The 13,833-nt window shown below is 62.2% G+C and carries 10 protein-coding genes; 6 read left to right on the top strand and 4 right to left on the bottom strand.

What is annotated here, in order from left to right; all coding sequences use genetic code 11:
* The coding region (locus KA184_19710; protein MBP8131810.1) for a hypothetical protein at positions 1–987 on the top strand (987 nt) is incomplete at its 5' end.
* Positions 984–2,435, top strand: coding sequence for a hypothetical protein (locus KA184_19705; protein MBP8131809.1), 1,452 nt, complete (start codon positions 984–986; stop codon positions 2,433–2,435). The genes KA184_19710 and KA184_19705, both read left to right, overlap by 4 nt.
* Positions 2,436–2,472: 37 nt before the next feature.
* Here the strand turns inward: KA184_19705 and KA184_19700 are convergent, their stop codons facing one another.
* Genes KA184_19700 through KA184_19690 form a run of 3 tightly spaced genes read right to left on the bottom strand, consistent with a single transcriptional unit; the run spans position 2,473 to position 7,229 of the window.
* Positions 2,473–4,083, bottom strand: a complete 1,611-nt coding sequence (locus KA184_19700; GenBank protein ID MBP8131808.1) for a hypothetical protein — start codon at positions 4,081–4,083, stop codon at positions 2,473–2,475.
* A complete protein-coding gene (locus tag KA184_19695) occupies positions 4,076–6,442 on the bottom strand; it encodes a neutral/alkaline non-lysosomal ceramidase N-terminal domain-containing protein (GenBank protein MBP8131807.1) in 2,367 nt (788 codons plus the stop codon). The genes KA184_19700 and KA184_19695 overlap by 8 nt, the downstream gene beginning before the upstream one ends.
* A gap of 4 nt (positions 6,443–6,446) precedes the next feature.
* Positions 6,447–7,229, bottom strand: coding sequence for an enoyl-CoA hydratase/isomerase family protein (locus KA184_19690; protein MBP8131806.1), 783 nt, complete (start codon positions 7,227–7,229; stop codon positions 6,447–6,449).
* 220 nt (positions 7,230–7,449) lie between these two features.
* Between KA184_19690 and KA184_19685 the strand changes: the two genes are divergently transcribed.
* From KA184_19685 to KA184_19675, 3 genes are all read left to right on the top strand, one after another.
* Entirely contained in the window at positions 7,450–8,001 is a 552-nt protein-coding gene (locus tag KA184_19685) for a DJ-1/PfpI family protein (protein ID MBP8131805.1), read from the top strand.
* 75 nt (positions 8,002–8,076) lie between these two features.
* Positions 8,077–8,922, top strand: a complete 846-nt coding sequence (locus KA184_19680; GenBank protein MBP8131804.1) for a sugar phosphate isomerase/epimerase — start codon at positions 8,077–8,079, stop codon at positions 8,920–8,922.
* 44 nt (positions 8,923–8,966) lie between these two features.
* Positions 8,967–9,116, top strand: a complete 150-nt coding sequence (locus KA184_19675) for a hypothetical protein (protein ID MBP8131803.1) — start codon at positions 8,967–8,969, stop codon at positions 9,114–9,116.
* Positions 9,117–9,325: 209 nt separating this feature from the next.
* On the opposite strand, the gene KA184_19670 is transcribed toward KA184_19675, so the two are convergent.
* Complete coding sequence (locus KA184_19670) at positions 9,326–12,091, bottom strand: pyruvate, phosphate dikinase (GenBank protein MBP8131802.1); 2,766 nt, start codon at positions 12,089–12,091, stop codon at positions 9,326–9,328.
* Between the two features lie 377 nt (positions 12,092–12,468).
* On the opposite strand from KA184_19670, the gene KA184_19665 reads away from it, so the two are divergent.
* Entirely contained in the window at positions 12,469–13,833 is a 1,365-nt protein-coding gene (locus KA184_19665) for a nucleotide sugar dehydrogenase (GenBank protein ID MBP8131801.1), read from the top strand.

The raw sequence follows: 13,833 nt of genomic DNA, 5'->3' as shown, positions 1-13,833 counted from the left end.
ACGCCCCTCACCGAACAGGATATTCTCTTTGGCGCCAGTCATACGCACTGCGGACCGGGCGGTTTCGGCCCGGGTCTGGCGGCGCGGATTACAGGCGGCAAGTACGATCCGGAACTCGTGGAAATGCTCGCTGCCCGTTTCTCAGAGGCGATTGTGGAGGCATATGCCTCAATGCAGCCGGCACGTTATGCGCACGACAGCGTGGACGCGCCGCAGTTCATCCGAAACCGTGCCCGTGATGCGGGGGTAGACTCGGAATTGAGTTATCTGGCCTTGGAACGCGATGATGGGAAGAAGTGTTTTCTGGTCAGCTTCTCGGCGCACCCCACGAATTACGATGACGACATGCTCGAGTTCTCCGCGGAGTATCCCGGCGCGCTGATGCGCACCCTCGAGATGGAAAGCGGCGCCGAAGTCGTGTACCTGGGCGGCGCGCTGGGCAGCATGGGACCGCGCGCCCCGGAAGCGCCCACGCGCGAGCAGCGCGTCGAGGCGATGGGCGCGGGCCTGGCTCGCTTGCTGCTGGCGGATGCCGCGCAGCTTGCGCCGGAGAATTATACAGAGACCGCGGATGTGGCCTCCCTCGGCACGGCGCTCGGCATGCCGCCCGTACAGATGCGCCCGCTCAGCACCAAGTGGCGGCTTTCTCCCTTCGTGACGAAGCTCTTGGGCAATCCGCCGGACGGCTGGATACAGGGTGTGCGCGTGGGAAGCGTGTACCTCTTTGGTGTTCCTTTTGACCTGAGCGGCGAGCTTAGCGCGGAGTGGAAGGAATGGGCGCGCCAAATGGGTATCGACCTCTGGGCAAGCGGCTTTTGCGCCGCGTATTGCGGGTATCTGTCGCCGGATAAGTACTATAACGTCGAGCCCCTCGAGTACGAAACCGGTTTCATGTCCTGGTTTGGGCCAAACGCCGAGGCCTATTTCACGGCGCTGCTCCGCCGGACCATTGCGGCGCTGACGCCCGCGTCGCCTGAAGCGGCATGACGGATCTCCTGCCCGAATCCGAGAACCCGCTGACCCCGCTCATGCCGCGACGGCGCCTGTGGAGGCCTGCGTGCCTGCTCATAGGTCTTGGCATCGTTATCCTTCTCGCAGGCGCGGGGATTGAAGCGCGTATTGTCGCGCACCAGCCATGGGCGGAAGGCCTGTTCGTTCCGGAGGACGTCCCTCCCCCGGCGGGCGCCGTGCCAGTGATGGTGCGTCGTGCGCCGCCTGAGAACTTCCCTTCCCTGGCAAGCTGGATTGAAGGCGCCTACGGCGTCCCCGCAGACGACCCCGATTATCGGCAACTCGTCGAGAGCATCCGCGAAAACGAGGCAAAGACGGAGTTCATCCTCTTCATTCCCACGGGAGCGGTTGACCTGCAGACAATCCTGGCGTCCGGGCGCTTGCCGGAACCGGGGCATGCGGAGGTGCTGGCCGGGCCGCTCGCGCGCAGCGAATCGTTCACGATGGACGGCACGAGATTTCAAGCAGTCGGACGCATCAACCCTTACGCCGGACCGTTCCTCTTTGCCTACCTGCTTCCCGAACATGATGCGTTTCGCCTCCTGTTCACGCCCGAATCCGGAGCGACCCAAGGCTGGCTGCACCCGGACGGCTCCGCGGCGGTCCAGGCGGCGTCGGCGACGCCTCCCGCGAATGAGGCGGATGAAACCGCTTCGGACTCGCAGGCGAACCCGGCGCCTCTGGAATCCGCAAGCGGAATCGGGTTAATCGGCACTCCCCTGCGTTTGCTGGGCATTATTGGCCTGGCCTGCGCGGCGGCGGGCGGGATGCTGCTGGTAACGCAAATCTGGTGGACGTTGCATCAGCGAGGCATTCATGGCGGCACGCCCCTGCTTGACGAGATTGTGCTGCGCCCCCGCTTTTGGTTCGGTCTGCACGCCGCGCTATATGCCGTGTTCTTCGGCGCGATGCTGGCCGGCATGGGAACGCCGCTGTGGAACATGACGTTGACCAGCCTGGTCGCCGACATATTCGCGAAGGGAGAACTCTCCTACATCGGCGAGGCGTATTCCTCCGCCAGTGTCGTGCGGGCGGCGCTGGCCACTTTCCATCACAACTACATCACGGCCACGCTGATGTTCACCCTGCTGGTTTCAATCGTCATTCCCGGCATCGGCGTGCTGAAAACCGCCGCCAGTTTCGCCTTCATCGGCTTCCTCATGGCGCCGCTCTGGACCAGCACGATGAACGGCTATTCGTATCACTGCATTACCATGGCGCTGGAATTCGAGGCGTACATCCTGGCCTGTTTTGCGGTCTGTGTCTACCTGGTCTACTGTTACCGGGGGTTGGCCGCCGGTTCGTTGCTCGGCCCCTTCCGCCGAGGCATTTCGTGTATGGCCGGTGCTGCGCTCTGGTCCGGCTTGCTGCTCGCGTGCGCGGCCGCCTATGAAGCCGCGACCCTCATTCTCTTGCGGTTCTGAGCGGCATCAAACACGCGGCGTTTCTCAGCCACTCGGCCTATTTCGGCGCGGAGGGCTGTCCCATATGAAGCCGGAGGGTGAAAGCGACTTCGCCATCCTTGTGCGCGGCCTGCAACGTCACCATTTCCACTTGTGCCGCCTTTTCCAGCCAGGCGGCAGACCTTTGGCCGAACGATTCCTCGGTGAACCCGCGCAACAGGTGATTGCGCGCCAGCAGCCTGCCCGTGTCCGCCACGGCCTGTGTAAGCGGCCCCGGCCGTACGCGCACATGGAGATTCGCGGGCTCTGCAAGCGGCTGCTTTTCGAAACCCGACGCTGCAAGCGTGGCCGCCAGCGTCCGGCTTGTGCTCACAAAAAGGCCGCCACTGTAAATGGAAAAGGCCGGTGTCAAGGAAGGTCCGCCTATGAATGGCACGATCACAAGGTTGCTGTCAGTCAGGCGCCGCGGATAGGGGGCCCAGGGCTGCGCGCCGGGCGGTGGTTCAGGCAGGAACGCGAGAACCTCTTCTCCCAGTTCCGGTGGCAGGTCGAACGTACCCGCTATTTCCGGCGCGGGGAACATTTCGTTCAGGTCCACGCCGCGCAGGCACAGTCGCCAGCCGGGCCCAGCCAGGCCCAGCACATTGTCCAGTACGCTGGTTAGAGCCTGCGTATCCGCATTCAGCTTGCCCGACAGCCACGCGGTCCAGACTTCTTCGGTCCGTCCCGAGACGTCCGCCGCCCGGATTACGCCCAGAATCACTTCGTTGAGCGGCTTGCCAAGATCGCCCGATACCTCAACCAGGCCCACAGGCGGCGTTTGCAGCGTGGCGGGCGCCGCCTTTTCAAGGAGACTGGCAAGCCGCTGCCGCCAAGGCTCGCGCAGTGTGCCGTGAAATGTCGCGACCACCCCCGCTGGTTCGAACCGCAACTTGAAGACCGCCTGCGTGAACACTTCGCCCACCAGGTCTGCCGGCTCGAAATCAAAGCGGCCGTAGAGGTCCGCGCCGCCCGCCTCTTCAATGCCCTTTTCGAGGTCTTCGGCCCGAATCGTCTTGTCCGCGCTCAGCGTTACGGCACGAATTACGGTGTCCCGCGAGGGGCTTGCCACCAGTACGCGTCCGCGGACCGCGTAATAGAGATTGGCCGGAGCGAAGTGCCGCAGCTCCAGTCCCCCCGCAAAGTCCGCCGCGACGCCCGCGAAGCGATGGAATTTCTCGGCGAGGCAACCCACGCGGCTCATCCGGGTTACCAGCAGTACGTCATCAAAATGAACCGCATCGCGCCCGCTCACATGGCAGAGGTCATAGACGAGGTTGTTCAAGAGCCAGTCGGGCATGCCGAAACTGCCGCGAAGCAACTCCGGCAATTGCCCGGCGACGGAATCCGGCGGGGCAAGCGCCCAGACGGGCGATGCTGCGATGTTCTCCCGTTTGTCCAGCAAGCCGCCGGCCAAAATCTCGAAATGCTGGCCGCCGGGAATCAGTTCGTGCATGGAGTAGGAATCACGTGTTGTCCAAAGAGCCCAAATCAACAGGAAGACCACTATCCCAAGGAAGACCGAGCCGAAGCAGCCGCCCTTGCGGCGGAAACTGCCCTTTCGCAGGCGGCGAAATCGGAAACGGCCCGGACGTTTGGGCGGCACATAGATGCGGGCAACATCACTCATAGACGCGATTCTCGTCCAGTGTCATGGTCACGTAACGCCCGCGTGCGCCCCCGGTATCTGGAAAAGCAACGTGCAGACGCCGCCGCAACGGTTCGAAAATGACGCTATGCCGGGTTTGATCGTTCCAGATGCGGGCGAGCCCCGTCTCGCTGACGGCCATGTCGCTCAGTACCTCCTCGAGTTCCGTGCGCCCGATGATGCGTTCCTGGCCGGTCAAGTCCCGGACGCGGGAATACCTCGTGCGCGCAGCATCATCCGCGGCGCCTGCTTCCGGCGGCACGCCCATCAGGATACCGTCTTCCGGGCCGCGGACCTTGACGTCCTCACCGTATTCAAGTACCGCCGCGGCGGGCGCGCTTGCTGTTGGGCCAGCCAATAGCACGTGGAATCCGCGAATATGCTTTGCCTCGCGCAGCATCTCCAACGCGGTATCGAATTCCGTTGCGGCGGCGAGCACGTCCCGTGCGAGCATTTCGACGGCGACGCCTTCGTAGGAAGACGTGCCCAGCAACGGCATTCGTTCGATGGCAATCACGACGCCCGCATCGTTCATTCCCGTGTATACGCCTGTGTTCCACGCAAAACCGATGTTCACGAAGTGCCGGCCTTCCTCGGGCCGCATTTCCACGACTACGGGCGCCTCATTCGCGGGCCAGTCGAAATTGCGGCCGACCAGCAGACTGTCCGCGCCGGCGCGGTCGCCTGTGGCCGCAAACATGGTGCAAAACGGCGTTTCCAGGAACTCCGGCGCGGAACTCCAGGCTTCGAGATAGGCCGCGTGCTGCAGGAGCCAGACTGCGTCAAACGGCAGGCCTACGCCGCGCGCAATGCCTTCCACCTCGGCAAAGGTTCCCGGCGACAAGCCCGAGAGCAAGGTCCGCGCGCGTACGCCAAGTACAGTCAGCGCGAGCGGCGTCGTGTCGAGGAAACCGGGGGTCCATACCCCCAAGCCAGCCCCGGGCGCCAGCTTGCCCGCCGTGACTGGCTGTGCAATAAACCGGTCAAACCGATCCATATAGGCGCCCTGAAAAGCCGTCCCGCGCTGTGCTCCCATACTCTCATAGGAACCCGAGAGGACGACATACTTGGCGCCGTTCAGTTCCTTCAATTCCACCGGTTCCGGTTGTTCACCCCCAGGTTCCGGTTCGCCGCGGGTCATCAGTCGCGAGAACTCGAGGTAGAACCAGTCTTCGATGCCAGGCCCGAAGAAGTTCATGCCGCATTCATAGTCAAAGCGGTGGTAGGTGGCTCGGGGCACGAAGTAATTCAGGTAGTCATTGGCCAGCCCGACGCTGAACTGCGCCTTGTAGCCCCGCTCCAGGGCGCGCCTCCGCAATTCGAGGCCAACCTCGACGCACGGCTCGCCCGGGAAGAACGTGAGCAGCAGGTCGTTGATCTCGAGCGTCTGCAGAAACACTTCTTTGGGTTGAAACGCGGAGGCCAGTGTCGGCGGTAAAGCCGCCTCGCGTTGCCCGACCTGAAGCGTGGCTTCTCCGCAGATGAGCGGATTCGCGATTTCCTTCGCGCGGACCGCCAAGAGACGCCCGATCGATTCCGTGCGTTCCCAGCCTTCGCGGCTCTCCGGGTTGGACGTTTTCTGGTCGCCCTCCGCGCCATTCAGGAACAGGGCGATGCAGTCCGGGTTTGTCAACCGCTCCATTTCCGCATAGTAGAATCCCGGATAATCGCAGGAAAAGTGGTAGTGGTCCGTCTCGGGAACTGTGGTCGGATGGGCGGCAAAATTGGCGATCATGGCGATTGGGTTGCCGTCCGAATCATCCACGCGGATCACGCCGATCTGTTCGTCAATCGGCCCTTTCGGTATCCGCCGGTTCTCGCTGAGCGCAGTCTGTTTCCCCGTGCCGTAGGCCACGCCCGCGCGCCGGCGCGCGTTATAGGCGTCGTTCATGGCCTGTACGATGGCGCGGGCCGTCGCTTCCAAGACTTCCGGAATATAACGCCCGCTCACGAAACGAAATACAATACGCTCTTCCATCGCGCCGGGGCCGTTGTGCGTGTGCGTCGCGGTGAGAATGATATGCTCGCGCGGCACGACTTCCGGCGCCAGTTCGAGAACACGGTCGCGCAACGCCCGCGGGATATAGCACAAGTCCGTAGTAACCAGGAACACGGAAGTCGTGTCATCGCTCAAATAGACGCATCGCGCCCACAGCGGGTCGTGCACGCCGATGGAATCGCGGCCCATCCGGTCGCCATACCCGTTCAACGGGGTACCCACCGGCGGCGTCATGTCGCATTTCGCCGCGCCAGCATCGAAGGCGTCCGCGCCGGACGCCCAAAAGACCGGGATGGCTGCGGCGAATAACAATCCTATGCGGCAGACGGTTCTGTGCGGCATTCCGTCATTCGCCCGTAAAATTTGGCGCGCGCTTCTCGACAAACGCGGCGAGACCCTCAGCCGCATCGCGACTGTGCGCGGCGATCTCGAAGCCGGCGGCTTCCAGTTCCTGACCGCGGTCCGGGCGCAGGGCGCGTCCACGAAGGATCAGGAGCGTCTGCTGCATCGCTGCGGCAGGCTTGGCCTTCAAGACATCGGCCAATTCCTGCGCCGCCTGGCGCAACTGGTCCGCTGGAACGATTCGCGAGACCAGCCCCGCCTCCAGCGCTTCCTGCGCGCTCACCGTGCGCCCAGTCATGAGCCAGTCGCGGGCGCGGCCATCGCCGATAATCTTTGGCAGCCGGTGTGTTCCGCCCCAACCGGGAATGATGCCCAGATTGATTTCCGGTTGCCCGAAGGTCGCGCTGTCCGCGGCGATGCGCAGATGACAGGACAACGCCAGTTCGCAGCCGCCGCCCAGCGCCATGCCATTGACTACAGCCACGACCGGCTTATTGCAGGCGTCGATCGTGTTCACCATGTTCAGGCCCTCCGCCAGCAGCCCGCCTTCCATCATCGGGTTGCCCAGGGAATCCTTGATCGTCGGGATGTCCGCGCCGGCCGCGAAGAACTTGCTCGCGCCGCCGGTGACCAGAATAACCCGCACCTGCGGGTCGGCATTGGCCGCCGCTACCGCGGACCGGATTTCACGCACCAGTTCCAAAGACAGTGCGTTCGCCTTGGGGCGGTTCAGCGTGACCCATGCACACCGGTCTGCCGTTTCCACTTGAACGAATTGATAGGTCATTTTCCTTTCTCTCCCTTCCGCTGCTTGCACTGATTCAAGCCGCCATTGGTCTCACGAATCCCCATGCCATGACGCGTTTCCGGAGCGTCGAGTGTAGCACGTTCCGGCGGGACATGCGAACCTCTGGCTCAGGCAGAGGTTGACTGCATCAATCGCCGTCATTACACTGGATTTCACGTTCGGGACATGGAATTGCCACCGGTTATGGGAGGACAAAATCATGCCAAAGGTGTTGGTGCCCCTGGCACAAGGGTGTGAGGAACTCGAAGCGGTCACCATCATTGACCTCCTGCGCCGCGCTGGTATACAAGTCGTCACAGCGGGGCTGGATAGTACTCCGGTCACGGGCAGCCACGGCATCGTTATTCTTCCGGATACCACGCTGGCGGAGACGCTGGGCCAGGATTTCACGATGGTCGTCTTGCCGGGCGGCCTGCCCGGAGCGGACAACCTGGGTTCCGACCCGCGCATCACGGATATCCTGAAGAAGATGGTGGAGTCCGGCAAGTTCGCGGGGGCGATTTGTGCCGCGCCGCGCGTCCTGGCAAAGGCGGGGCTGCTCGATGGCAAAAAGGCCACGGCTTATCCGGGGTTTATCGATGGCGGCGCCTTTCCCAGGCTGCGCTACACGGGCAGCGCGGTGGAGCGCGACGGAAGGATCATAACGGGGCGCGGACCGGGCACAGCCATGGATTTTGCACTGGAGATTATTGAAACGCTGACGGATGCAAAGACGCGAAGCAACGTGGAAAAATCGCTCGTGCGCGGGTGAGCACTCTTGCGGCGCCGCGAAGGGAGCAATGCTCGCCGCGCGCCCACGAGTCACGTCAAGAAGAAGGAGCCAAGCATGTTTTTCTCCGGCATCTCGGACGAAGCAGGTCAATCCATAGGCGCTCAGGTCAAGGCGCACCGCGAGCTTGGCTGGTCCCACATGGAACTGCGTTGCGTAGACGGCGTCAATTTCACGCAAGTCCCCGATGCCGTTTTCGCACTCGTTTGCGAAACCCTCGCCGAGGCCGGCATGCAGGTCTCCTGCTTCTCGAGCGCGATTGCCAACTGGGCGCGGCCTATAACCACGGACCCGCAGGTCGATATCGACGACCTGGCGCGCGCGATCCCGCGCATGCACAAGCTCGGGACTCCGTTCATTCGCGTCATGAGCTACCCCAACGACAAGAACCATCCCCTGCCGGAACGCGAATGGCGAAACGAATCCATCCGCCGCATGAAAACGCTTGCCAAGATGGCCGAGGACGGCGGCGTCATCCTCGCACACGAGAATTGCAGCGGCTGGGGCGGCCTCTCCGCGGAGAACAGCAACATCCTGCTCGGCGAGGTCGGCAGCCCGGCTCTCAAGGTGGTCTTCGATACCGGCAACCCGGTCACGTACGAGCAGGATTCGTGGGAATACTACCGCGCCGTTTTCGACTCGATCGTGTACGTGCATATCAAGGACGCGAAGCGCATCAATGGCGAGGACCACTACACCTATTGCGGCGAAGGTGACGGATACGTGCGCGAAATCGTGACTGACTTGCTGCAATCCGGGTATGATGGGGGTTTCTCGATCGAACCGCATCTGGCCGCGATCATCCATACTGGCCAGAAAGCGGACAGCGAGGAACACTTGTATGACAGTTACGTGGAGTACGGGCGCCGGCTGATGCGGATTGTCGAGTCCGCACAACCGTAGCGGGTCCTGCGCACCGCGCGGGATAGGGAAGGAGTGAAACAGCCATGCAATGGACGAAAGTGCGGGAAAAGTTGAGCACCATCGCTGCCATTATTATCGTTATCGTCCTGTTTGCGGGCATTGCCGTGGTGGCGGGATGGGACATTCCCGTCATCCGCGATATCGCGAACTGGCTTGGCATGAGCGGGCAATAAGCCAATACGGCGCATTTTCTCTTCAAGAACCGTTGAGGGCTTCAAGGGCCGGACCCGGCGTGATGCGCATTGTGTCAGAGGCCACAATCCTACCGGCCGCGCAGATTCTTCGCGCCGTTCAGGTCGCGGATTGCCGTCTACAAATAAGAAAGCCTGCCACATCCAGGCGCGGAACGCGGCAGGCTTTGTCTTGGCTTTGTTGATTGCCGCTACTTCTTACCCTTCTTCGAACTCTTCTTGGGAGCGGTCTTGCTGGTCATGCGCGGCCACTGAAGCGCCGCCTGCGCGGCCGCCAGACGCGCGATAGGCACCCGGAACGGACTGCAACTCACATAATCGAGACCGACCCGGTGACAGAACATGACGGACGAAGGCTCGCCGCCGTGCTCACCGCAGATCCCGCATTTCAGGTTTTTGCGCGTGGAGCGGCCCTTCTCCACCGCCATGGCGACGAGCTGGCCGATCCCTTCCTGGTCGAGCACCTCAAACGGGTCCTGCGGCAGGATGCTCTCGTTTAGGTAAATGGGCAGGAAACCGCCGATGTCGTCGCGCGAAAAACCAAAGCCCATCTGCGTGAGGTCGTTCGTGCCAAAACTGAAGAACTCGGCTTCTTCGGCAATCTGACCGGCGGTCAACGCGGCGCGCGGCACTTCGATCATCGTGCCGATCATATAGGCCAGGTCGACGCCCGCCTTCTTGACGGTTTCGTCGCAAATACCCTTGATGATTGCCTTCTGATGCGCCAGTTCCTTCTTCGAACCGACCAGCGGCACCATGATCTCGGGCAGGACTTCCACGCCTTTCTTCTTCAGTTGCACCGCCGCCTCTATGATGGCGCGCGCCTGCATCTCGGTAATCTCAGGATAGGCGATGCCGAGCCGGCACCCGCGATGTCCCAACATGGGGTTCAACTCGTGCAACTTCTTGATACGCGTCTTGATCTTGTCTGCCGGAACACCGATTTGTTTGGACAACACGGCGATTTGCGCGTCGTTCAGGTCGCCCACGAATTCATGCAGCGGCGGATCGAGCAGCCGCACCGTGACCGGCTTGCCTGCCATCGCCTTGAAGATGCCGAGGAAATCCTTCTTCTGGTACGGAAGCAGTTTCATGACCGCCGCCCGGCGCGCTTCCGGCGTTTCCGCCAGGATCATCTCCCGCATATGGATGATCCGTTCCGGTTCGAAGAACATATGCTCAGTGCGGGCGAGGCCGATGCCCTCCGCGCCGAAGGCCACGGCCTGCGCCGCGTCCGCCGGGCGTTCCGCATTCGTCCGCACTTTGATCTGGCGCGTCGTGTCCGCCCAATCCATCAGTTTCAGATACCAGGGGTTCTTTTCCGGTTCCGCGGGCAGCACCGGCAGCGCGCCTTCGTACACCTTGCCCGCCGTGCCGTTCAGGCTGATCCAGTCGCCTTCGCGCAGGATTTTGCCCCCGACTTCAACGGTGCGCGTCTTCAGGTTGATGTTCAGCGCCGCGCAGCCCACGATGCAGCATTTGCCCCAGCCGCGCGCCACCAGCGCCGCGTGCGAGGTCATCCCGCCCTTCGCGGTTAGGATTGCTTCCGCCGCGTGCATGCCGTGGACGTCCTCCGGCGATGTCTCGGTGCGAACCAGGATGACTTTCTTCCCGTCTTTCTTCCAGGCCGCCGCGTCGTCCGCGGTCAGCACGACCTGGCCGACACCGCCGCCGGGTCCGGCCGGAAGCCCCTTGGCAAGCAGCGTCGCGCTTTTTTCCGCTTTCGGGTCCAGCATGGGGTGCAGCAGTTCGTCCAGTTGCTGCGGTTTCACGCGCAGCAGGGCCGTGGCCTTGTCGATGCTTTTCTGCTCCACCATTTCGACGGCCATGCGCACCGCGGCCGTGCCCGTGCGCTTTCCGGTCCGCGTTTGCAGCATGTAGAGCACACCATCCTCGATGGTGAACTCGATGTCCTGCATGTCGCGGTAGTGTTTCTCCAGCTTGTTACGGATATCGACCAGCTGCTTGTAGAGTCCAGGCCATGCCTCTTCCAGCGACAGCATCGCTTGGTTGTCGTCTGTCTTGGTTGCGATATTCAGCGGCGACGGCGTGCGAATCCCCGCGACCACGTCTTCGCCCTGCGCATTGACCAGCCACTCGCCGTAGAATTCGTCCGCGCCCGTGGACGGATTGCGCGTGAACGCCACGCCCGTTGCCGAGGCTTGGCCCAGATTGCCGAACACCATGGCCTGCACGTTCACGGCCGTGCCCCACTCGTCGGGAATGTGTTCGATCTTGCGGTATGCGATCGCCCGTTTCCCGTTCCAGGATTGAAACACCGCCTTGATGCCGCCCCAGAGCTGCTCATAGGGGTCGTCCGGGAACGACTTGCCGAGCGTGCTCTTCACGATCTTCTTGAACTCGACGCACAGCGCTTTCAAGTCATCGGCGGTCAGGTCTGTGTCTTCTTTGACGCCCTTGGCCTTTTTCATCTTGTCCATGGCGTGCTCGAGTTTCACGCGCACGCCCTCTTCGCCCTTCTCCACCTCAATGCCCGCCGCCTTTTCCATCACCACGTCCGCGTACATCATGATCAAGCGGCGATACGAGTCGTACACGAAACGCTCGTTTCCCGTCATGGCCACGAGCCCGGGGATGGTCTTTGAGCACAGGCCAACATTCAGGACCGTCTCCATCATGCCCGGCATCGACTGTCGCGCGCCGGATCGCACCGAGACCAGGAGCGGGTTCTTCGCGTCGCCGAATTTCTTCTGCATGAGCTTTTCGGTCTCTTGAAGCGCTTTCTTCACCTCCACTTCGAGTTCCTTGGGCAGCCTGCCCTTGTTCTCGTAGTATTCGGTGCATACCTCGGTGGTAATCGTGAAGCCTGCGGGTACCGGGATGCGCAGTTGCGCCATTTCCGCCAGATTGGCGCCTTTGCCGCCCAGCAGGTTCTTCATACCCGCTTTGCCTTCGGCCTTGCCGCCCCCGAATGAATAGACTCGCTTCTTTGCCATAGGTCTCTTGTCTCCGTCGTGCGTCAGCACGGTTGTTCCCGAAATCTCCGCATCGCTCGCCGAATGGAAACAAATCGCCCCCGCCGGTCTTCATACGCCACGGAACTATGCGCAGCGCCGCCGCATGACGCCGGAATACGGCGCATACGCCGCGCGGCAACACACAACGCTGCTTGTGTGCGCGGGGCGTGCGCCGCCGCGGACAGCGGACAACCCACCCCTGATGGCCGCGTGCCGGCTACCTGCGGCGCGCCGTCCTGACCCGGTGATTGATGCGGAACGAAGTATACCGGACGCACGCGAATCGTTCAAGTTTTCATCGATTTTCGATAATCTTACGCTTGTGCCGGTTGATTTTCCCGCACCGTGATCATACGATGCACACAGAACAGGAAGAAGCATTGACGCGCGCCCCCGCGCATTGCCAAATCGTCCGGTCCGGGAACGCGCGCGTCAGGCGGGAGGGTCCTTCAATTCGCGTAGCAGTTATGGGCATGGGATATGTAGGTGTGCCGCTCGCGGTCGAGTTCGCGCGCGGCGGCCTCGACGTGGCCGGCATTGATACGGACCCGGAAAAGGCCGCCGCGATCAATGCGGGCCGGTCATACGTGCTGGACGTCTCCAGCGAGACTATCGCGGAACTGGTGCATGGCGGACGGCTTCGCGCCACGACGGATTGCAGCGTGCTGACAGAGATGGATGCCGTGTGCATCTGCGTGCCCACGCCGCTGCGCAAGAGCCAGGACCCGGACATTTCCTATATCGTGGAAGCAGTGGAGCAGATTCGATGCCGCCTGCACCCCGGAATGCTGGTCGTGCTTGAAAGCACAACGTATCCGGGCACCACGGACGAACTGGTGCTGCAGCGGCTTGAAGAAACGGGCCTGAAGGCCGGCAAAGACTTCTATCTTGCCTTCTCGCCGGAGCGCGTGGACCCCGGCAATCGGCAATTTGGCGTGCGCAATACCCCAAAAGTCATCGGCGGCGTTACGCCCGCCTGTACGGAGAAGGCCATAGGCCTGTACCGTTACGCGGTGGATACGCTGGCCCCGGTTTCCAACGCGCGCACGGCGGAGATGGTCAAGTTGCTTGAAAACACGTTCCGCGCCATCAATATCGGCATGGTCAACGAACTGGCCATGATATGCGGGCGGCTCGGCGTGGACGTCTGGGAAGTCATCGAGGCGGCGAAGACAAAGCCGTTTGGTTTTATGCCGTTTTACCCTGGGCCCGGGCTCGGCGGACATTGCATACCGATTGACCCCTTGTATCTTTCGTGGAAGATGAAGAGCATGAATTACACCGCGCGATTCATCGAACTCGCGAGTGCCATCAATGCGAGCATGCCTTCCTACGTGGTCGAGAAAGCGGCAATGGCCCTCAATGACCGGTGCAAAAGCGTCAAGGGCAGCCGGATACTCATCCTGGGCGTGGCCTATAAACCCGATGTGAGCGACACGCGAGAATCCCCGGCGATTGATATCATCGGCATGCTCCGCGAGCGGGGCGCGGAAGTCTTCTTCGCCGACCCGCACGTGCCGAGGCTCGAAGCGCCCGGCGGTGTCATGACCGCATACGACGCGAGCCAGAGCGTTCGCGCTTTTGACCTGGTGCTCGTGGTCACCAACCACAGCGCCTTCGACTACGTGCGCATACTGTCCGAGGCGTCGCTGGTGCTGGACACGCGCAACGCGACCGCCGGATTGAAACCGCCGGACACGTGCTCGGTGATAAGACTCTAG

This window comes from Candidatus Hydrogenedentota bacterium (genome assembly GCA_018005585.1).
Lineage (GTDB): Bacteria > Hydrogenedentota > Hydrogenedentia > Hydrogenedentales > JAGMZX01 > JAGMZX01.
Note: the sequence above shows the minus strand (reverse complement) of the source record. Positions and strands in the feature narration are given on the sequence as shown.